A 20008-nucleotide genomic window follows, 5' to 3' on the forward strand; every position below is an offset into this window, starting at 1 on the left:
CGCCTGTGTTCATCCTGCACCTGTACGACCGCGCCCTGCTCAACGCCGCCGCCCTGCGCGCGGTCGGCTACGACAAGAACACCCCCGCGCCTCCCGGCGGCGAGATCGTGCGGGACTCGGCCGGCAATCCGACCGGGCTGCTGCTTGCCAAGCCCAACGCATCGATCCTGTACGCCACGCTGGCCAAGGGTCCCAAGCTGCCCTTCGAATACCAGGTCAATTCCACGCGCCATTTCATGCGCGACCTGAACCGCCTGGGCGTCACCGGCGCCATCGATGCGGGCGGCGGTAACCAGAACTACCCCGAGGACTATCAGGTCATCCAGCAACTGGCCGACGCCGACCAGCTGACGATCCGCCTGGCCTACAACCTCTTCACCCAGAAGCCCAAGCAGGAAAAGGAAGACTTCCTGAACTGGACGGCCACCTCGCAGTACAAGCAAGGCACCGACTACTTCCGCCACAACGGCGCAGGCGAAATGCTGGTGTTTTCGGCGGCCGACTTCGAAGATTTCCGCCAGCCACGGCCCGAGATGGGGCCCGAGATGGAAGGCGACCTCGAGGAAGTCGTGCGCATCCTGGCGCAGAACCGCTGGCCCTGGCGCATGCACGCCACCTATGACGAAACCATCTCGCGCTCGCTGGACGTCTTCGAGCGCGTGAACAAGGACGTGCCGCTGGCCGGGCTGAACTGGTTCTTCGACCACGCCGAGACGATCTCGGAACGCTCCATCGACCGTATCGCCGCGCTGGGCGGCGGCGTGGCCGTGCAGCACCGCATGGCCTACCAGGGCGAATACTTCGTCGAACGCTACGGCGCCGGGGCTGCCGAGGCCACGCCGCCCGTCAAACGCATGCTTGAGAAAGGCGTCAACGTATCGGCGGGCACCGATGCCACCCGCGTTGCCTCCTACAACCCGTGGGTGTCGCTGTCGTGGTTGATCACGGGCAAGACGGTGGGCGGCCTGCGCCTGACCCCGCAACGCAACTGCCTGGACCGCGACGCCGCCCTGCGCATGTGGACCGAGAACGTCACCTGGTTCTCGAACGAACAGGGCAAAAAGGGCCGCATCGCCGTCGGCCAGCTTGCCGACCTGATCGTGCCCGATCGCGATTTCTTCTCGTGCCCCGAATCCGACATCGCCGACACCAGCAGCCTGCTTACCGTCGTGGGCGGCAAGGTAGTCTGGGGCGCGGGCGAATTCTCCGAACACGACGAGGCGGCCCCGCCGCCCGCCATGCCCGACTGGTCGCCCACGCGCCTGTTCGGCGGCTACGGCGCCTGGGGCGACAACGAGGGCAAGCCTTTGCAAGCCACCCTGCGCGAAGCGGCCGCCGCCTGCGCGTGCGCCAACGACTGCAATGTCCACGGCCACCAGCACGCCGGCGCCTGGGCCAGCAAGCTGCCCATCTCCGACCTGAAGGGGTTCTGGGGCGCGCTGGGCTGCGCCTGCTGGGCCGTCTGACGATGCATTGCGCGGCCGGGGCATGCCCTCGGCCGCGTCGACTTTTTCAGGACGTCCGGGTCATGCTGCTTCCCGCTAATTGACCGTGATGCCGCCCTCACGGATGACCTTTGCCCACTGCTCGATCTCGGCGTTCAGACGCGCCTTCGACGCTTCCACATCAAGCGCGTCAGCGTAAACGCCCTGCTGCAGCAACTGCGCCTTCGCATCATCCTTGGACAGCGCCGTAGTCAGCGCCTTGTTGATCTTGGCAACGATGGGAGCCGGCGTGCCAGCCGGCGCCATCACACCGAAGAGCGAACTGACGTTGAAGCCGCTGAACCCTTGTTCCTCGGCAGTGGGAATGTCTGGCAGCATCGAGACGCGTTGGGGCGTGAGCACGGCCAACGGACGCAACTGGCCTGATTTGATAAACGAGATTGCGGCGGGAACCGTCTCGGTCATCGTCTCGACCTGGCCCCCGACAAGATCCGTCATGGCCGGACCGCTGCCGCGATAGGCCACGTGCACAATGTTGACACCCGCGATCTGCTTGAACAGCTCCATCGCCATGCGCTGCGGCGCGCCGGCGCCCGACGAGGCGAAGTTGAGCTTCCCCGGATTCGCCTTGGCGTAGGTCACCAGTTCGGACAGCGATTTGATCGGCAGCTTGGGATTGACCACGGCCACCAGCGGCACGAAGCCAACCACGCCGGCGGGCGCGAAGTCCTTGCGCAGGTCGTATGGGATGGTGTCCTTCTCAAGGGTCGCCATGACCGAGTGCGAGGTCAGCGCGCCCATCAGGAGGGTGTAGCCGTCGGGCGCGGCCCGCGCCACCTCGGCAGCGCCAATGTTTCCGCCAGCGCCGCCCCGGTTCTCGATCACAACCTGGCCGCCGATCTCATCGCTCAGGCGCTGGCCCACGATGCGCCCGATCACGTCGGTCGCGCCTCCCGGCGGGTACGGAATGATCAGGCGGATGGGTTTGCTGGGGTAGCTGTCGGCGGCCTGCGCGGAGGCAAAGCTGGGGACGGCGAATGCGGCAGCCGCGATGAAAGTAGCCGCGACAATGTTGATGCGCCTGCGCACAGCGTGCTTACAGATCATGATTGTCTCCCGATGCGTTCTTATGGCTGAAAGCTTTAGACGCATATTCGCAAACTCTCGCCTGCGCAAAGAGAAAAAACTTTATGGTCTGTCCACAAAATCCTTGCGGGTCTTAGGGCATTTGGATGAGGAGAGGCGCCTTAGGGTGCGGTGCGCGACTCGAGATCCATATCAGCCGGCCATTGGACTTTGGGCGCTAGCCGCAGGCCCGGGTCTAAAGTCGGAACTTCATTGTTCCAATCACGCGGTGGGTACGGATACTTCGGCAATGCCTCGGCCCCCAGATTCATGTACGCGCGAGCCATGGCCCACATGTGTTCACCATTGGCGTTGCTGCCAGCCAGTTGGAAACGGTCAACGACGTGATTGGTGCCCGGCGCGACTACGGCCACATCAACGCCCCAGGCGAACATCGGCACACCGCTGGGACTCGGGGCCATGCGACTCCACGCTTCTGCTCGGAGATCTTTCCAATTGAAGACGCTTGGAAAGACCCGCCACCCTTTCCAGTTATAGGCCCGCCGCGGTGAAAACGATAGACGTAGACTTTGCCGCGCTTGCGATTGAAGCGGACTGGTTCGCCCCGAGGGGGAGCAGTGCCGGTGCGCACCATTCCGATGCTCCCGAGTACCGTTCCAATTGCCAAGAGTGTCATAAAAATAAACAAAACTGGCTGGCTAGCGAATGCGCGGCTCCCAAGGTCAATGAAGAATATCTTTACGGTAGCAACCACTATAAAAAATGTTAGTAGAGCAAACATAAAAATTACTGTTCGATTCAAGTTCCGCGAACCGCTTAACTCGAAATAAGTTTCGTTCACGAAATTTGGGCAGCGCCCCGTATGGTGAAGTGGGAGTTCAGGTAGTACCTGCGGCAGCGGGAGGTCGGCTTTCCAACCCTCGGTTGGCTTGTCCAACAGTTTTGAAATACCGGCCATTATTTTTTTTCGATCTTCTCTTTATCTATAAAGTTCGCTCTATGCCCATTCGTGCCCCTGGTTGAACCGCGCAGCGCCAAATCAACGGTGTGCTCAACCATTCTCAGATTGCACCGGGCATGGCGCGGTCCGAGACTCCCTGTCCATATCTTCAGGCCATTGGACTTTGGGCGCTAAACGCAAGGCCAAGTGGTAGGACGGCACATCGTTGTTCCAATCACGAGGCGGATTTGGATACTGGGGTAATGCCTCCGGCCCCTGGTTCATGAAGCCGCGCGCCATGGCCCACATGTGTTCGCCGTTGGCGTTGCTGCCGGCAAGCTGGAAGCGGTCAATGACGCGATTGGTGTGCGGTGCCACCACAGCAATATCCACGCCCCATGCGAAGATCGGCACACCGCTGGGACTCGGTGCCTTGCGGCTCCAGGCTTCGGCTCGGAGGTCATTCCAGTCGAAAGCCTCCGGGCGAACACCCCAACCTTTTCGACTGATCGGTCCGCCGCTGTGAAAGCGGTACACGTAAACTCTGCCGCGCTTGCGATTGAATCGAATGGGTTCGTCTCGCGGGCGCAGAATGCCCGATCGGAGCATCCCAATGCCGCCGATCACAATGCCAATTGCGAGGATTAAAGTCAGAAAAAACCAAAATGGTTCTGTTTTGAGTTCTCTCGTGCTCAACGTCATGATCAAAGCGATCGAACATGGAAACACGCCAAGCGCGGAAAGAACTACAACGGTTCGATTCAACAGTCTTGAAGTGTGAAGCTCCAGGCAGATGTCGTTGGCGAAATTGGGAGGAAACCCGATAGTTGGCAAAGGTTCATTCGGCGGAGATGCCGGTGGAGGCAGATCGGCTTTCCACCCCTTGGTTGGCTTGTCCAACAGCTTTTTTGAAATACCGGCTATTGATTTTTTCACGCCCTTTTCTTTATCAATAAAGTTCGATTTATGCCCATCCATGCCCCTGGTTGATTGCGGATCACCATATCAACGGGGTGCGCAACCATTCTGAGATTGCACCGCGCCAGGCGCGGTCCGAGACTCCTTGTCCATATCTTCAGGCCATTGGACTTTGGGCGCCAAGCGCAAGGCCAAGTGGTAGGACGGCACATCGTTGTTCCAATCACGAGGCGGATTTGGATACTGGGGTAACGCCTCCGGCCCCTGGTTCATGAAAGCGCGCGCCATGGCCCACATGTGTTCGCCATCGGCATTGCTTCCAGCCAATTGAAAGCGGTCAATGACTTGATTGGTTCCGGGAGCCACCACTGCGAGATCAACACCCCGGGCAAAAATAGGCACCCCGCTTGGCGTTGGGCTTATCCGGCTCCACGCTTCCGCGCGCAAGTCTTCCCAATTGAAGACGATGGGATGGATTCCCCAACCTTTGCGGCTTATCGGTCCGCCGCTGTGAAATCGATACACATAGACCTTGCCGCGCTTTCGATTGAAGCGAATCGGTTCGTCCCGTGGGGGTGCAATGCCTGTACGAAGCATTGCGACAGCACCGAGGCCCATGCCGAAGGCCATGCTCAGAGTCAGAAGAAAACTAAGTGGATTTGTTTTGAGTTCTCTTACACTCAACGTCATAAGTAAAACAATTGCACATGGAACGACAGCAAAGGCGCAGAGCACTACTATTGTGCGGTTTATGAGCCGTGAAGTATGCAACTCTAAACAGATATCGCTAGCGAAATTGGGAGGTTTACCGATGGGCGGCAGCTTTTCAGTCGGAGGGCAACAAGGTGGTGGCAAATCGGCGCGCCAACCTGTAGTGGGCTTATCCAATTGAGGTTTAGTTGCTCTCATTATTTAACCACCACAATTTCCATTTGCGCCATCATCTCGGGGTCGTAGTCGTGTGGAAAATAATCAACTAACACTTTCGCAGCATCCATATCATTAACTATTGATAATTCTATGTTCCCCTCAATAATCAAGAAATTTGTTTTGTTTCCATCCGCAGCCGTAATCTCCTTCTCAGTGATGGTTGGATGCGTGCTTTCAGGAAGGTAATCCAATCGCCTCAATCGGGTGCTCATCTCGTCCGATTTCGGAACGCCGTTCGGTTGACCACCAGAGGCCAGCACTTGCTCGCCTGAGTAGCGCTTTACGCTAAGTTGCCACCTGTAAGCCGCTCGGGACGACTCAAATCTGGGAAGGACTATTCGATATTTCAGGCGCGGAATAACCGCGGGTCCCGCGTCCATGCCTCCCATGGCGGCCGCCATTCCCTCGTAGTGCGTTAAACGCACTTCCCAGTCAAAAGCCAGATATACATCTACGCCAATGACAGCGGCGTTCAATGCGGCCACTGCAGAATTTGCATCGGCAAACTTGTGGTTCTTAGCCATTCCAAAGTAACTGTAATAACTCCATCGCTCCAGAGGAGACGACTCGTCCTCCTCGCCGTATTTCCAGAATACATACGCTAGTACGCCGGCAAGAATCGCCCATCCGACGGGTCCGAGAATCCATACTGAACTCAAGATCGCTGTTGAACCAGCGTAAACCGCGTACGACGTGATAACGGCGCCAAACGTATATAGAGCGAAAGCTTTGAAATACGATTTTTGAGCCGATATCCCGCCCGCAGCTGCTGCGCGTCCTGCAGCCTTCCAGGTGGCGATTGCATCAATGAATCCGGAGAACGCGCCCAGTATTCCTCCAAGACGCGACAGTGCCGTACCAGCATTAGCGATCCGGCTGATGGCACCGCTCCCGGCCGCAGGCGCGCGCAGGACCTTCCTCGCTTGTTCAGCACTGCCATTCATCGCGATTCCCGCCGCCTCAATACTTCCCCCCAACACCCCGAGCGACGCCGAATACACCGCCAGCACGGCTTCCTCGTGTTTGGCTCCGAAAGTGACATCCACGGCCTCAACCGATTTGCGCAAACCCTGCGATAGCAGGTACGTGCCGCCAACGGCAATCAGAAGTTCAGCGCTTCCGACCGTTCCGCGGGCAATCGCGGCAGCGCTCCGCGCGCCCCTCAATCCGGTCCGCGCGAGCTCGCCAGCCCGCAACGCGCTAAGCTGAACACCAGCTAATGCCTTGCGTGCCCCCGGCTCCAGCGTGCCCGCGAGCACCTTGAGTTCGCTCAGCGCTTCGCCGGCCCGGCGCGTAGCGTCTCCGATAACCTTCCCCGTTTGCTGGGAGGCATCCTTGACGACGTCGCCGAAGCGCGCTCGCAAGTCACTGGCCTTGCCTTCGACCCAGAACACGACTTCAACCATCTGTTCCGCGAGTTTCGGATCGCTCAGGGCCAGACTGAGGACGCCCGCTGTCAGCACAGATCGCACCTGCTTGTGCGCCTTTCCGGTCGCCTGCGCGATGGCAGCCGCAAGCCTGTTGCGGTCTTCCCCGATCTGCTTGCACATCAATGTGTAGAACTCGCCCAGCTTCATCTGAACGGCGACCTGGGTCATGTACGTGCGCGAGTACAGCAAGAGCGATGCGCTGTTGACACGCGTGGCGACGTTGCGCACGCCGGCATCGACCTTCAGTTCCAGTCGGCTCACCGCACTGTTGTAAGCCGCCAGCACACTGGCGATCGCGTCCTGGACGTTGGGCCAGATGAGTTTTTCACCCAGGTCGCTACTGTTGATGATCTTGGTGACCGGGGCGTAGAGCTTCCCGAAGTCGTTCCAATCCAGTTCGCCCTGATTGCTGAACGTGGGAACCAGGCTTTGCATCAGGTCTTTGTCGAGCGCGAGCAGCGTTTTGAAGACGATGCTTTCACCATCCTTGATCCAGGCTTCCCAAGCGCGCGCCGACGGCCCGGTGACCGGTTGAATGTTGCCCTCGGAATCGGGTTTGGGCGTTGCTTCGGTGATGCCGCCGCTCAGGCACAGCTCCATCGTGCGGATGTAACCCAATACTGAGTACGCGTTTTGCGCATCGTAGTCAAAGTGCTCCGCCACACGGAACATCGCGTTGTTGAGGATCTGGTCTGTGTAGAGTTCGGCCAGCTTATCTACTTGCGTCTGCAACAGCGCCTTGTGCGCTTCGAACGCCGTCTCCCAACTGGCGCGCGCGGCCTCGTCATATCGCTCATCAAGGCGCGCAAGCAGTTTTTCAGCCTTGTGCTCGACCTGTTCGGCTCGCTCGAGAGCGGGATCGCGGTATACGGGCGGCCCGGGCGTTCCACCGTGGTCAGCATAGGGACTGTCGGCGACGGCGTTGTCCGCGGCCACCTTGCAGAGTTCGCGCAGGCGTTTGAGGCTTTCGGAGGTGAAGAACTTGTAGTTGTTGAGCGGCTCTGCCTCGTAAGCCTGTCGCTCCCTTTGCCAGCCCAGGCGCTGATGATTGATTTCCTGGACCAACCCAATTGGGTCTGGCAGGACCAGCGCCAACACGCCATTCGGCAACTGCTCTTGCTGTGTCTGAGTTCGGACGAAACCCTGCAGCGCGTTCAAGCGATGATTGCGCGAGCAAAAGCCGTGCACGCTCACAAAATCGCCGATGGTGGGCGTGGCGTATTCCAGCACCTGCTGATCGACGAGAAGCCTCTGCTCCGTCATCGCGATGCCTACTTTCGCGGGATCCTCGCGAGCAGTCTTTAAATCCAGTTCATGGAACCTGGCACCCACTGGCGACTTTTCGTCCGCGGAGCTTTGAAGATAGCGGTTCAATACCCGGTCGGACCATGGATCGCTGGAGAAAGCTATCCACGCGGTCTTGAACAGTTTGGTATCGATGTTGATGAACGAAGCGGGGACGTCGTGGTCCCGGTGTATGCATTTTTCGCTCAACGCTTCAGGGGCTGCCCGCGGCATGGAAAATGGGTTGAACTGGCGAAGCGCCCCTTCGGGCGTCACCTGATAGGCCTGCCACTCCCGCTTGTCGAGCAGGACATAGAGATACCCTTCGCGCAGCGTACGCGGCTGGTCCAGCCGCATCGGTACGGCAACCAGATCGCCGCCGCCGGCAAACGGCCGCTTTGATGTAGCGGTGGGCGTGGGCGCATAGGCAGATCGCAGCGGAAGAATCGGCAGGCCGGTACGCTCGCAGGCTTTGCATGTGTCCGTAGGGTTGGGGACAGCATGGCGCATCGCCTGGCCCAAGGTCGTGCTGACGCTCATAAGTTCCTTTGCTTGGCGCAGTGTGGCAGTTGTCGGTGATGACCTATCGCCTCAATGCAAACCCTGTGCCAACTTGCAAGCGTCTTTTCCGTTGTTCTTTCTTATCAACCGCTTATGCGTGCTTCATCGACAAACATGGCGATCTCTACGTCGCAGTAGCAGCGAAAGTGTTTTTATCAACGGAAGTTCGGGCCATTTGTGGCCCGTTATTCATTAGTGGTTTGAAAACAAACAAAAAAAAACGGGCCAGATTTGGCCCGGATGAGCCAAAGTTGGCCCGATCATCCATATCGAGACGCGTCGCAGATCTGCTGTGCCGCACGCCTTTTCATCCTGGCGAAAGTCGATCCGCCCCGCCCTCAATGCGCCGACGCATCCAAAAACCGATGCACCACCCGCACGGCAGCGGCGCCCTCGGCAATGCTCGCCAGCACATGCTTCACCGACCCAGCACGCGCCGCCCCCACCGCAAACACGCCCGGCTGCGAGCTTTCGTAATCCCGAGCCTGCATCGACCCCGCTGCGGCACGGCCCGTATGGATACAGCCTTGGTCGTCCGTGTCCAGCCACCCGTCCAGCCAGGCGGTATTGGCTTGAAAAGTCACCCCATCCGAAGCGCCTTCCTGCCCCCCCGTTGCCACGATGAGGCTGCGCGCCTCGACCAGCCGTCCGTCGTCCAGCCACACCCGATAGGGATAACAGCCGCCGTCGAACCGGCTGACCGTGCGCAGCGGCAGCACGTGGGCACCGAAGCGCTTGCTCTGATCCTCGGCGCGGCGCAGCAGCGGGCCTTCGCATAATCCGCTGATCGTGCCCGGGAAGCCCTTCAACACGTCCAGCCCGGGCGCGTCGCCACAGGCCAGCGAGCCGCCCACCAGCAATGTCTGAAGCCCCTCGGAGGCGGCATAGGCGGCGGCTGCCAACCCAGCCGGCCCGCCGCCGATTACCGCCAGGTCCATGACGGGATCTTCCTGCGTGCCTCTCGTCACTGAGCGCAGGATGGCGCCCCCGTACGGCCGCCGCCGCAGATACCCGATACGTCGCAGCATGAACGCGCGCAGGATGATCTCCGCCAGCGGCCGTTCGGTGAGGATCAGCGCTTCGAGTGCTGCGCGGCTCAGCCGCAGCAGGCGGCTGGCGGTGTTGGCGCGCACCGTGACCGCATTCGGCCGGTCGGTGAAGAGGTCCAGGCTGCCCGTGAATTCGCCATCTCGATGAATGAGCAAACTGCGCAACGCGCCGCCAGCTTCGGCCTCCAGCACTTCGGCATAACCCTGGAGCAGGATGTAGAACGCGGCTTCGCGATCACCGCTGTTGAGCAGAACACGGCCCGGCTCGGCCGACATTTCTTCGCCGTAGGGCGCGGCGCGTTCGATCAGCGCGCGTGGCAGCATCGGAAACGCCTGCGCATGCAGGGCGGCCAGATCGGGCGGAAGGTTGGCTGGCGCGGCGCCGGCGGCAAGAACACGCATGGAACGCTTTCGGAACATCCGGGATGGGTGGAAGGTATTCCATCAAGATAGCGCCGCGGCGCGGGCACGTCTTGCCCACTTGCGTCCTGCTTTGTATGAAAGCGCACCGGCCGCGTCCGCGCCAGCGTGCTGCGCCCTGCCGGTTGCCGGCGTCCGAGCGCTACTTCAGGCCCCGTATTCCCTGCGCCACGCCCCCGGCGCCACCCCCACCACACTGGTGAAAACGCGCGTCATATGCGCCTGGTCGGCAAAGCCGCACAAGAGCGCAACGTCGGTGATCGATCGGCCCGGCGACCGCAGCAGCTCCTGCGCCTTCTGCACCCGCTGCTCCAGCAGCCACCGATGCGGCGTGGTGCCCACCGTCTGACGGAACGCCTTGATGAAGTAACTGCGGGACAGATTGCAGGCCTCGGCGATGTCCGCAATGGAAGCGTCCTCGCGCAGCGACGCCAGCAGCATGTCCTTGGCCCGCGCCTCCAGTTTGCGGGACAGCACGCGGGCTCCGCCCGAGTCCGCCCAGCCGCTGGTTGCCCCGGCCCCGTATTGCGTCAGCAGATGCGTGCCGAGGGCCAGACTCAAATGATCCACGAAGAGGCCGCTCGTCTGCGAGGGGTCGGCCACGACGCCCGCCAACACCTGCGACAGATGGCCCAGCACCGGATCCGGCTGCCCATTGCGTGGCAACAGGCTGCTGACACGCGGACCGCCCTTCTCGTCGTTGATGCGTTCGATGAACGCGCGGGACATCTCGACCAGAAGGAAATCGAAGCCGCCTTGCAGGTCGGCGCGGTAATCGTCGGTGAAGTCTCGGATGTAGATCGAGCCCGCGTCAAAATCGTGCGTCGACGCATGATTGCCCTGCAGGATGCGGCGTCTATGGCCGCCTCGCAGCGCCACGCCCACGAGAAACCCGCGGTCCGACGCCGGCGTTTCCACGCTGCCGAACTGAGCGGATTCGGTGCGCTTGCGGTAGAACGTCAGTCCGCCTCCGTGGAACTCCTGATTCACGGCCAGCTTGCTGGCCGAGCAGCCCAGCGTGTCGGTGGACCGCGCGGGCGTGGGTTCGGGAATCAGGAGCTGGGAGGCGGGCATTAAAGCGGTCCAAATCGGGGCAAACGCATTTCGGGGTCGAAGATAGCAGGCGATGCTGCTACGCAACAAGCAACATTTGGCAAAAGCGCCAGGTGCGAGCGCAGCCAGCCCCCCGAGGCCATCCGACCCGTCAGCGTGTCACGACGCTGTCAACAAACGCAGCCAGATCCCGGTTGAACCTGTCCGCCTCCTCCATGAACGGCGCGTGCCCGGATGCCGCATAGACCTTGCTGCGCACGTGCGGGTTCAGTTCCCTTGCCCGTTCGATCGAGGGTGACGGCTGCACCAGCGCGTCCTTCGCACCGTAGATCAGCAGCAAAGGCTTGCGCGCCGAGCCGAGGCCGCGCGCCGCCGCGACTGTCATCGACTGCACGGCGGCCTGCATGTCGAATGACGCCACGGCGGCATTGGCCAGAAGCCGTTGGAACGTGACGTCATCGGGCCGTTGCGCAAAACACAGACCGATGAATTCACGCTCCGCGTCCAGGTGGGTTTTCAGGTCGGACGACACCATGTCCCGGTATAGCGCGGGATGCGGCGCGATCTGCTTGGCGTCCAGCTCGATCACGCCCCCCACATAGACGGCCCCCGCAATCTGCGCATCGCCGTAGGCGGCCAGATAGTTGGTCGTCACCGCGGCGCCCAGCGACCAGCCGACGACGACGGGATTTCGCGCGCCGGTCGCTTTGATCACCGCGGCCAGATCGTCCGCCCAGCGCTGGCCGTCGGTGTACGCCGCCGCATCCACCGGCTTGCCCGACAGGCCGTGGCCCCGCAGGTCATAGGTGATCAGCCGATATCGTTGCAGCGCCGGGCTGGCGAGCTGGGCCGCCCAATTGAGGTGGCTGCCCAGCAGCCCGTGCACGAAGACGACCGGCGGGCCATCGGCATTGCCGGCCTCCTGGACGGCGAGCGTCACGCCATCCGGCGCCGTCACGGTGTACTGCCGGGACTGGGCGTGCGCGGCCGCCGAGAGCGCGATGAACAAGGCCGCCGCCGCGACGTGGCGGAAAAAGGTTCTGCGTTGCATGGATGTGGCATCCGGAGGATTGGAGGGAGCGCCAGTTTCAACCCTCACACCTATGTCAAGGTCAAGCGCCAATCTGCTACGCTTTCCCGCATGAAAACGCCCGCGCCTCAAACCCCCATGTCAATCGGCGAGCTTGCCCGCAAAACGGGCGCAAGCCTGCGTTCGCTGCGCCACTACGACGACCAGGGCCTGCTTGCATCGGGCCGGGCGGACAACGGGTATCGCACCTTTCCCGCCGCCGCCATCACGCAGGTCCGGCAGATCCAGCGCCTGATCGCTTCCGGCTTCACGCTGGCGGAAATCCGCGGGTTTCCCGATTGCATGCGTCTGATCGAAGGCGCGGCGGCCTGCCCGGAAACGTCCGAGGTGCAGCGCCGGCGGTTGGCGTCCGTGGAACGCCAGATCGCCGACCTCGAGCGCCGCCGCGCACGGCTGCGCGAGATGCTGGAAGATACCGCCCCCCCTTCCCCGCCATGATGCGCGGCGAAGCCCCCAACCCGTAGCGCACGCGTTCATACCGGGATTCCATGGCTACCTCGACGCCCCGCTCCCCCGCCAGACATGCGCCGCACTGGCTACGCTGGCTGCCCGGCCTGGCGCTGCTGAAGTCCTACCAGGCCGCCTGGCTGCCCAAGGACATCGCGGCCGGCCTCGTGCTGACGACCATGCTCGTGCCGGTCGGCATCGCCTACGCCGAAGCCTCGGGCGTTCCTGGCGTCTACGGACTGTACGCCACCATCATTCCCATGCTGGCCTACGCGCTGTTCGGCCCGAGCCGCATCCTGGTGCTCGGGCCCGATTCCGCGTTGGCCGCGCCCATCCTGGCGGTCGTGCTCAGCGTATCCAACGGCGACCCGATGCGCGCCATCGCCGCAGCCAGCATGATGGCCGTCGTCTCGGGACTGTTCTGCATCGTGCTGGGGTTGATGCGGTTGGGGTTCATCACCGAACTGCTGTCCAAGCCCATCCGCTACGGCTATATGAACGGCATCGCATTGACCGTGCTGGTCAGCCAGCTGCCCAAGCTGTTCGACATCTCCATCGACGACGCCGGTCCGCTGCAGGAAATGCAGCAACTGGCGCTGGCCATCGCCGACGGTCAGACCCATTGGCCAAGCTTCGCGATCGGCGCGGCAAGCCTGGCCGTGATTCTGCTGCTCAAGCGCTTCGATCGCATACCGGGCATCCTGATTGCCGTGATCCTCGCCACGCTCGCGGTCCAGCTGTTCAGCCTGGACGCCGAAGGCGTGAAGGTGCTGGGCGAGATTCCGCAGGGATTGCCCAGCTTCGCCTGGCCTTGGCTCAGCAACGCCGACCTCGTCAAGATCGTGCTGGGCGGCTGCGCGGTGGCGCTGATTGCCTTTGCCGACACCAGCGTGCTGTCACGCACCTATGCCGCACGCACCCACACGCGGGTGGATCCGAACCAGGAGATGGTGGGTCTGGGCGTGGCGAACCTGGCCGCAGGCTTTTTCCAGGGCTTTCCGATCAGCAGCAGCGCGTCGCGCACGCCCGTGGCCGAAGCGGCCGGTTCGCGCACGCAGCTTACCGGCGTCGTCGGCGCACTGGCCGTGGCCGCGCTGCTGATCGCCGCGCCGAACCTGCTGCGCCATCTGCCCAACAGCGCGCTGGCCGCAGTCGTGATCGCCGCCGCGATCGGCCTGTTCGAATTCAAGGACCTGCGGCGCATCTACCGCATCCAGCAATGGGAGTTCTGGCTTTCCATGCTGTGCTTTGCCGCGGTCGCGGTATTCGGCGCGATTCCGGGCATCTGCCTGGCGGTGGTCATCGCGGTCATCGAATTCTTGTGGGACGGCTGGCGTCCGCACTTCGCGGTGCTGGGCCGCGTGCCCAACCTTCGCGGCTATCACGACCTGAAGCGCTACCCGAATGCCGCGCTGATCGACGGACTGGTGCTGTTCCGCTGGGATGCGCCGCTCTTCTTCGCCAACGCCGAACTCTTCCAGCAGCGCCTGCTCGAAGCCGTGGAGGCATCGCCCACGCCCGTGCGGCGCGTGGTTGTAGCCGCCGAACCGGTCACCAGCGTCGACGTGACCTCCGCCGACATGCTGCGCGAACTGTGCGAGACACTGTCGCGCGAAGGCATCGCGCTGCATTTCGCGGAAATGAAGGATCCCGTGCGGGATAAGCTCAAGCGTTTTGAGCTGTCCCGCCTGTTCAGCGACGACCATTTTCATCCGACGATCGGCAGCGCGGTAGACGACTATCTGGGGCGGGAAGACCCGTTCCCGGACCACAAGGAGCGCCATCCATGACGCAAGACGCCAAATCCGCACCGGCCCGAAAGACCGGCAAGCCGCGCAAAGCCGAAACGCAAGCGGCGCCCGGCGGCGTCGTCCTGCTCTCGGGCGGCAACCCTCAGATTCCGAAGGGCGATGGCGACGAACCCGTGCAGGCCTACATCGCCGCCTTGCCCGGCTGGAAATCGCCCATCGGCAAACGCATCGACGCCCTGGTCGAAGCGGCTGTCCCGGGCGTCGCCAAGGCGGTCAAATGGAATTCGCCTTTCTACGGGCGCCCGGGCGAAGGCTGGTTCCTGAGCCTGCACTGCTTCACCAAGTACATCAAGGTGACGTTCTTTCAGGGCGCATCGCTGCAGCCCACCCCAACTGGCAATTCGAAGTATCCGCAGGTGCGCTACCTGGACATACACGAAGGTGAATTCGACGAAGCGCAGTTTTCGGACTGGGTCCGGCAAGCCAGCAACTTGCCGGGCGAAAAATTGTGAATGGCGCCGTGCCGCGCCCAGACGGACCCAAGAAGATGTTGAACCCCGTACCAACCGGCAGACTGGAAAAGCAACTCGCCTTCCTGCGCGAGATCGATCGGCTCAAAACGGTAGTGCGTCAATCGCCGCTGCTGGACAAGAGCCGCAAGGAAAACTCCGCTGAACATTCGTGGCATCTCGCGATGTACGCGCTTGTCTTGAGCGAATACGCCAGCGGCGCCGTGGACACGACGCGCGTCATGCAGATGCTGCTGTTGCACGACATTGTCGAGATCGACGTCGGGGATGTCCCCCTCAACGGCGCGACCGGCCACGACATCCAGGCCGCCAAGGAATCCGAGGCCGCGGCGCGCCTGTTCGGCCTGCTGCCCGCGCCGCAGGGCAAGGCCTTCCTGACGCTGTGGCACGAGTTCGAGCGGGCCGAGACCGACGACGCCAGATTCGCCAAGGCGCTGGACCGCTTTCAGCCCTTGCTGATCAACGTCTTCACGGAAGGCGGGACGTGGACCGAAAGCGGTGTTTCGTTGGAACAGGTCTTTGCGCGATATGGCCCGGCCATCCAGCGTGGCGCCCCGCAACTATGGGCGGTGTGCGAGGAATGGGTGACGCGGCACTTTGCGGCGGACGGGTCGCGCGGCGCCGCGACTGGTACGCCCGGAACGGTCCAGGTGCCCTGCCCCACATGCAACGGCACCGGCAAGATCGAGTGACCCCGCTGCGCGACGTGCGGCGTAGCGGGCAAGGTCGTGCCGCGCGAGAGCCGCGCTAGGGCCTGCCCGCCGCTGTGATCACGATCTCCACGCGCCGGTTCTTGGCCCGGCCTTCCGGGGTCGAGTTGCTGGCCACCGGCCGCGCCTCGCCGAACCCGTCCGCGGAAACCGAATTTGGCGATATGCCCTTGGCGATCAGATAACGCGCCACGTTATCCGCCCGCGCGGATGACAGTTCGAGATTGGAGGGAAACTGCCGCTTCAATGCCGGCCCGATGGGCTCGTTGTCGGTGAACCCTTCGACGACGATCTGCTTGCCCTGCAGATTTGAAAGCGTGGGCGCAATCTTGGCCAGCGTCCTCTCGCCGCCGGGACTGAGACTCCACCCGCCTTCGGGAAACAGAATCTCGTTCACCATGGTGACCTTCAGTTCGTTCTGCAATTGCGTAATCTGCACTTGGTCGCCGCGCAGTTCGGCCGAGAGCTGCTTATTGAGGGCGGAGTATTCCGCTGCCAGCTGCGCCTCTTTGTCGTAGGTCTGCTTCGTCACGCAACCCGAAACCGCCAATACTACGCACAGCGCCAGGAGAGTTTTGTGTAGTCTCATTGCGATTCTCCGTCAGGTTTGTAAGCCAAATAAAAAGAGGCCTCTCCTTCCGTTGGCTTAGGTAATATCCGAAGGCACATCACTCCGATTTCTGCCAGGCAGGAAGCGCGCTAGCAGATTCTCGCAACTACCCGCGAAGAATAAGCACAAGTGAATGACGCCACTACTCATATGACGCCAACCCCGGTCCCGCCCGACAGGCTTCCCGGCGTACAAGTGCCTGCAGCGGAATCAGACGCGGGCACGGACAGCGATTATCTGGCCGCCGTCATCTCGCACATACGCGTCCAGATGCAGGCCGGCGCCGTCTCGATCGACCGCACGGCCAAGGCGATGGGCACCAGCGTGCGCACGTTGCAGCGCGTGCTGCGCCGCGACGGCGGCGTCAGTTTTCGTGAGTTGTCCAATACCGCGCGCCTGCGTCTTGCTCAAGACCTGCTGCGCGAAAGCACCGTTTCCATCACGCAGATCGCCATGGACTCTGGTTATTCCACACCGGCTAATTTTTCCCGGGCGTTTAGGAAAGCGAGCGGCGTCGCGCCGCACGAGTACCGGCAGGACGCGATGGCGAGTACTGTCGCCCCGTGACGATCATCACGCCGCCAACACGGGCCGGCTGCTATCCAGCACCCACTGCACGAACGCCTTCACCGCCGCTGTCGCACGCGCCTGGGGATAGACAATCGAAAGCAGCACCGGCTCGCACCGCGTCCGCCAAGACCTCACGCAAGCGGCCGCTGCGCAGATGCGGAGACGCCGCCAGCGCTGACAGTTGAATCAGGCCCAGCCCCTCCAGGCCGCAATGCAGATACGCCTCGGTCTCGTTGACCGCATAGCGGCTTGGCAAAACCATGGACACGTTTTCACCGTCGACTCGGAAATTTGTCCATGAGCCAATCCCGACGATAGATCTTGCGCCGACCTGTTGCGTGCGCAGCGCACCACCGAATGGATCATCATTTCGACCGGCATGTTCACCAGCTTCCTGTTCGAGCCCGCATTCGGCGTGGTGGATCTGGCCAACAATACGGTGAACGCGCTGGGCAGCCTGGACAATGGGGTCACGCTGACCACGGCCGAAGACATCGGCGCGCTTACCGCCGAGATCCTGTGCACACAGCCCCGCATCGCCAACCAGGTCGTGCATGTCGCGGGCGACACCGTCACGTATCGCGAGGTCGCGGATGCCTTGGACCGCTTACTGGAGGGCAAGGTCACGCGGTGCGAATGGCCGGTGCCGGAACTTCTGCGCGCACTGGCGGCTGAGCCCGGCGATGCGATGCGCAAGTATCGCGCGGTGTTCGCACCGGGCCGTGGCGTGGCATGGGACAAGGCGCGAACCTTCAATGCCGCGCGCGGCATTGCAGTTTGCAGCGTCGAACAATGGCTGCGTGAACACCGGGACGACATCCGTTCTGCGCAGTCCTGAACCCAATATCCGAAACTCTTATATCTGAAAAGACCGTAAACCTATAGTTCTTTAGAACCCGTTGACATAAAGAGGGGCTTTGCCGATGATGCGGAAGGCCGCAAGCGCTGGGCCGCCATAAGCACAACACCGCGCTCGCGCTGCGGGACGCGGCAACCAGAGAGGCAAGCCATGGAGACAACCCCACGTAACCCCGCACGGCGCCGCCTGTTGGCCGGCAGCGCCAGCGCCCTGGCCGCGGCCGGTCTGGGCGCCACCGGCATCGCGCGCGCCAGCGATGCGCCCGCCAAACCCGCCGCCGCACCCGCAGCTGCGGCCGCAGCCAAACCCGCGGCCGCATCCACGGCCAAGCCGCTGCCGCCTTACGCGGCGTGGAAGGACGCCGACAGCGTCATCGTGCACAGCGCCAACACCATCGAGACGCGCCGCAGCGCCTTTGGCGACGGCATCATCACACCGTCGCGCCAGCTCTATGTGCGCAACAACCTGCCGCCGCCGGACGCGGCCATCCTGGACGACCGTGACGGCTGGAAGGTCGAAATCCAGGGCGTCAAGCAGCCGCGCACGCTGACCGTGGGCGACCTGAAGACGCTGGGCGTGGAATCGATTGCGACGGTGCTGCAGTGTTCAGGCAACGGCCGGGGCTTCTTCCCCCACAAACCCAGCGGCACGCCGTGGGAAGTGGGTGCGGCAGGCTGCGTGATGTGGACGGGGGTGCCGGTGCGCACGCTCGTGGAATATCTGGGCGGGCTTGATGGCACGCCCGCCTTCATGACGGGCACCGGCGGCGAAGTGCTGCCCGAAGGCCTGGATCCGAAATCGCTGCTGGTGGAACGCTCGGTCCCGCGCGAGGCCATGCAGGACGCCATGCTGGCCTGGGAGATGAACGGCGAACCGCTGTCGCTGGCGCACGGCGGCCCGTTGCGGCTCATCGTGCCGGGCTACACCGGCGTGAACAACGTCAAGTACATCAAGCGGCTGGCGTTCACCGCCGAGCAAAGTCCCGCAAAGATCCAGCAGACCGGTTATCGCCTGACGCCGATGGACGCCAAGCCCAGCCCCGATCAACCCTCGGTCTGGGCGATGGAACCCAAGTCGTGGATCAACGCGCCGGGCGCAAACGGTCAGGCATTGAAGGCCGGACGCGTGGTGGTGCGCGGCGTGGCGTTTGGAGGCATGCACGCGGTCAAGCGCGTGGATGTGTCCATCGATGGCGGCAAGACCTGGAAGCAGGCCGCGCTGATCGGACCGGATCTCGGCAAATATGCATGGCGCCAGTTCGCGCTGCCGGTGGAGCTGACAGCGGGCCAGCACATGCTGGTCAGCCGCGTCGAAGACACGCAAGGCAACGTGCAGGTGGAGAACCGGTTCGAGAACGCGCCGGGCTACATCAACAGCAGTTGGCGCGACCACGGTCTGGCCATCAACGTGTCTTGAGGATGGCGGAATCGATGCACAACCGTTTCTTCAAGCCGAACCCCGCATCCCGCCGCCTGACCGGGCGGCGGACGCGCAACCTCTGCGCGGCGGGCCTGTCGTTGATTGCGGGCGCCACGGCTTGGGCGGCGGAACCGCCCAATGCCGAGGCGGGCCGCGCCCTGTTCCTGAAGTCGACCACCCCGGCCTGTGCCGTCTGTCACACCTTGGCCGATGCCGGCGCAGCCGGGACCATCGGGCCCAACCTCGATGAACTGAAACCCGACGCCAACCGCGTCACGCAGGCCGTGCGCAACGGGATCGGCGTCATGCCGGCTTACGAGGCGTTAAGTGACGCGGAGGTGCAGGCGTTGGCGCAGTATGTGTCGGCCGCCACCGGAGCGGCGCAGTAGCCGGCGCGCAAGCTACCGCAGAAACACCGCCGGGCAGCCCTGCGCTGCCCGGCTCCGGTGAGCGTGTCAGATCACCTGACCCACATCGATGCGATTGCCGTCCGGGTCCTCGAACACGAACGCCCTCAGGCCGTAATCCTTGTCCTGCAGGCTTTTCACGATCCGTAAGCCGTACTGCTGGCACACGGCAAACAGCGCATCGACGTCGTCGACCATCATGTGGGCCACATTGAACTTTGCGGCTTGATGGCCGGGCTGCAAGGTCAGATGCAGCTCGCCCTGATCGCGCTTCAGGATCATGAAGCCGACGGGACTGCCGTTCTCGAAGGTTTTGGTGAAGCCCAGGACGTTGGTGTAGAAATCGTGGGCGCGGCGCATGTCCTTGACGGGCAGCATTGCTGCAATCCGTCCAAAGCGGACACCGTGGTTGACGTTTTGGGTCATGGTGAAGACTCTGGTTGCGAAGCCGCACTCACCTCCAGACGGTGCTGGTCAAAATTCACGCGCTTCAAGGTTT

Annotated in this window: 18 protein-coding genes and 2 pseudogenes; 9 read left to right on the top strand and 11 right to left on the bottom strand. The window is 62.6% G+C overall.

Annotated elements, in window-relative coordinates; all coding sequences use genetic code 11:
- Positions 1-1466: amidohydrolase (locus RT697_RS00940; RefSeq protein ID WP_313696574.1), on the top strand; the 1466-nt coding region annotated here is incomplete at its 5' end.
- 75 nt (positions 1467-1541) lie between these two features.
- Here RT697_RS00940 and RT697_RS00945 read toward each other — a convergent pair.
- The 9 genes and pseudogenes from RT697_RS00945 to RT697_RS00985 all read right to left on the bottom strand — a co-directional run bounded on the left by RT697_RS00945 (position 1542) and on the right by RT697_RS00985 (position 12167).
- A complete protein-coding gene (locus tag RT697_RS00945; protein WP_313696575.1) occupies positions 1542-2552 on the bottom strand; it encodes a tripartite tricarboxylate transporter substrate binding protein in 1011 nt (336 codons plus the stop codon).
- Positions 2553-2692: 140 nt separating this feature from the next.
- Positions 2693-3013: pseudogene (locus RT697_RS00950) on the bottom strand (DUF6708 domain-containing protein); the annotation flags it as partial.
- A complete protein-coding gene (locus RT697_RS00955; protein WP_313696576.1) occupies positions 2935-3489 on the bottom strand; it encodes a DUF6708 domain-containing protein in 555 nt (184 codons plus the stop codon). The gene RT697_RS00955 and the pseudogene RT697_RS00950, both read right to left, overlap by 79 nt.
- A 93-nt stretch (positions 3490-3582) precedes the next feature.
- Positions 3583-4449, bottom strand: coding sequence for a DUF6708 domain-containing protein (locus RT697_RS00960; RefSeq protein ID WP_313696577.1), 867 nt, complete (start codon positions 4447-4449; stop codon positions 3583-3585).
- Positions 4450-4476: 27 nt separating this feature from the next.
- Entirely contained in the window at positions 4477-5298 is an 822-nt protein-coding gene (locus RT697_RS00965; protein WP_313696578.1) for a DUF6708 domain-containing protein, read from the bottom strand.
- Positions 5298-8573, bottom strand: coding sequence for a T6SS effector BTH_I2691 family protein (locus RT697_RS00970; RefSeq protein WP_313696579.1), 3276 nt, complete (start codon positions 8571-8573; stop codon positions 5298-5300). The genes RT697_RS00965 and RT697_RS00970 overlap by 1 nt, the downstream gene beginning before the upstream one ends.
- 359 nt (positions 8574-8932) lie before the next feature.
- Positions 8933-10045: a cyclic nucleotide-binding domain-containing protein gene (locus tag RT697_RS00975; RefSeq protein WP_313696580.1), complete on the bottom strand. Its 1113-nt coding sequence runs from the start codon at positions 10043-10045 to the stop codon at positions 8933-8935.
- Positions 10046-10210: 165 nt separating this feature from the next.
- Complete coding sequence (locus tag RT697_RS00980) at positions 10211-11137, bottom strand: AraC family transcriptional regulator (protein WP_313696581.1); 927 nt, start codon at positions 11135-11137, stop codon at positions 10211-10213.
- Positions 11138-11267: 130 nt separating this feature from the next.
- The gene (locus tag RT697_RS00985) at positions 11268-12167 is read right to left on the bottom strand and encodes an alpha/beta hydrolase (RefSeq protein WP_313696582.1); all 900 of its coding nucleotides are present in this window, start codon (positions 12165-12167) and stop codon (positions 11268-11270) included.
- A 90-nt stretch (positions 12168-12257) separates the two neighbouring features.
- Between RT697_RS00985 and RT697_RS00990 the strand changes: the two genes are divergently transcribed.
- Genes RT697_RS00990 through RT697_RS01005 form a run of 4 tightly spaced genes read left to right on the top strand, consistent with a single transcriptional unit; the run spans position 12258 to position 15626 of the window.
- On the top strand, positions 12258-12644 hold the full coding sequence (locus tag RT697_RS00990; RefSeq protein ID WP_313696583.1) for a MerR family transcriptional regulator: 387 nt from the start codon (positions 12258-12260) through the stop codon (positions 12642-12644).
- A 50-nt stretch (positions 12645-12694) separates the two neighbouring features.
- Positions 12695-14443, top strand: a complete 1749-nt coding sequence (locus RT697_RS00995) for a sulfate permease (protein ID WP_313696584.1) — start codon at positions 12695-12697, stop codon at positions 14441-14443.
- Positions 14440-14916, top strand: a complete 477-nt coding sequence (locus RT697_RS01000; protein ID WP_313696585.1) for a DUF1801 domain-containing protein — start codon at positions 14440-14442, stop codon at positions 14914-14916. Before RT697_RS00995 ends, RT697_RS01000 begins: the two co-directional genes overlap by 4 nt.
- 35 nt (positions 14917-14951) lie before the next feature.
- A complete protein-coding gene (locus RT697_RS01005) occupies positions 14952-15626 on the top strand; it encodes an HD domain-containing protein (protein ID WP_313696586.1) in 675 nt (224 codons plus the stop codon).
- Between the two features lie 55 nt (positions 15627-15681).
- Here the strand turns inward: RT697_RS01005 and RT697_RS01010 are convergent, their stop codons facing one another.
- Positions 15682-16176, bottom strand: a complete 495-nt coding sequence (locus RT697_RS01010) for an OmpA family protein (protein WP_313696587.1) — start codon at positions 16174-16176, stop codon at positions 15682-15684.
- A gap of 273 nt (positions 16177-16449) precedes the next feature.
- Between RT697_RS01010 and RT697_RS01015 the strand changes: the two genes are divergently transcribed.
- The 4 genes and pseudogenes from RT697_RS01015 to RT697_RS01030 all read left to right on the top strand — a co-directional run bounded on the left by RT697_RS01015 (position 16450) and on the right by RT697_RS01030 (position 19491).
- Positions 16450-16821, top strand: a complete 372-nt coding sequence (locus tag RT697_RS01015; RefSeq protein WP_313696588.1) for a helix-turn-helix transcriptional regulator — start codon at positions 16450-16452, stop codon at positions 16819-16821.
- Positions 16822-17152: 331 nt separating this feature from the next.
- Positions 17153-17662, top strand: a pseudogene (locus RT697_RS01020) (aromatic alcohol reductase); the annotation flags it as partial.
- Positions 17663-17833: 171 nt separating this feature from the next.
- On the top strand, positions 17834-19099 hold the full coding sequence (locus RT697_RS01025) for a sulfite oxidase (RefSeq protein WP_313696589.1): 1266 nt from the start codon (positions 17834-17836) through the stop codon (positions 19097-19099).
- Between the two features lie 14 nt (positions 19100-19113).
- Positions 19114-19491, top strand: coding sequence for a cytochrome c (locus RT697_RS01030; protein WP_313696590.1), 378 nt, complete (start codon positions 19114-19116; stop codon positions 19489-19491).
- 66 nt (positions 19492-19557) lie between these two features.
- Here the strand turns inward: RT697_RS01030 and RT697_RS01035 are convergent, their stop codons facing one another.
- Positions 19558-19935 (bottom strand): VOC family protein, encoded by a 378-nt coding sequence (locus RT697_RS01035; protein WP_313696591.1) that lies wholly within the window; start codon positions 19933-19935, stop codon positions 19558-19560.
- Positions 19936-20008 lie beyond the last annotated feature (73 nt).

The organism is Achromobacter sp. (genome assembly GCF_032113835.1).
Lineage (GTDB): Bacteria > Pseudomonadota > Gammaproteobacteria > Burkholderiales > Burkholderiaceae_B > Achromobacter.

What these genes read in the sequence shown, in the direction of transcription:
- RT697_RS00945 (WP_313696575.1), bottom strand. Translation starts at nt 2,552, where the DNA reads ATGATCTGTAAGCACGCTGTGCGCAGGCGCATCAACATTGTCGCGGCT.
- RT697_RS00955 (WP_313696576.1), bottom strand. Translation starts at nt 3,489, where the DNA reads ATGGCCGGTATTTCAAAACTGTTGGACAAGCCAACCGAGGGTTGGAAA.
- RT697_RS00960 (WP_313696577.1), bottom strand. Translation starts at nt 4,449, where the DNA reads ATGGATGGGCATAAATCGAACTTTATTGATAAAGAAAAGGGCGTGAAA.
- RT697_RS00965 (WP_313696578.1), bottom strand. Translation starts at nt 5,298, where the DNA reads ATGAGAGCAACTAAACCTCAATTGGATAAGCCCACTACAGGTTGGCGC.
- RT697_RS00970 (WP_313696579.1), bottom strand. Translation starts at nt 8,573, where the DNA reads ATGAGCGTCAGCACGACCTTGGGCCAGGCGATGCGCCATGCTGTCCCC.
- RT697_RS00975 (WP_313696580.1), bottom strand. Translation starts at nt 10,045, where the DNA reads ATGCGTGTTCTTGCCGCCGGCGCCGCGCCAGCCAACCTTCCGCCCGAT.
- RT697_RS00980 (WP_313696581.1), bottom strand. Translation starts at nt 11,137, where the DNA reads ATGCCCGCCTCCCAGCTCCTGATTCCCGAACCCACGCCCGCGCGGTCC.
- RT697_RS00985 (WP_313696582.1), bottom strand. Translation starts at nt 12,167, where the DNA reads ATGCAACGCAGAACCTTTTTCCGCCACGTCGCGGCGGCGGCCTTGTTC.
- RT697_RS00990 (WP_313696583.1), top strand. Translation starts at nt 12,258, where the DNA reads ATGAAAACGCCCGCGCCTCAAACCCCCATGTCAATCGGCGAGCTTGCC.
- RT697_RS00995 (WP_313696584.1), top strand. Translation starts at nt 12,695, where the DNA reads ATGGCTACCTCGACGCCCCGCTCCCCCGCCAGACATGCGCCGCACTGG.
- RT697_RS01000 (WP_313696585.1), top strand. Translation starts at nt 14,440, where the DNA reads ATGACGCAAGACGCCAAATCCGCACCGGCCCGAAAGACCGGCAAGCCG.
- RT697_RS01005 (WP_313696586.1), top strand. Translation starts at nt 14,952, where the DNA reads ATGTTGAACCCCGTACCAACCGGCAGACTGGAAAAGCAACTCGCCTTC.
- RT697_RS01025 (WP_313696589.1), top strand. Translation starts at nt 17,834, where the DNA reads ATGGAGACAACCCCACGTAACCCCGCACGGCGCCGCCTGTTGGCCGGC.
- RT697_RS01030 (WP_313696590.1), top strand. Translation starts at nt 19,114, where the DNA reads ATGCACAACCGTTTCTTCAAGCCGAACCCCGCATCCCGCCGCCTGACC.
- RT697_RS01035 (WP_313696591.1), bottom strand. Translation starts at nt 19,935, where the DNA reads ATGACCCAAAACGTCAACCACGGTGTCCGCTTTGGACGGATTGCAGCA.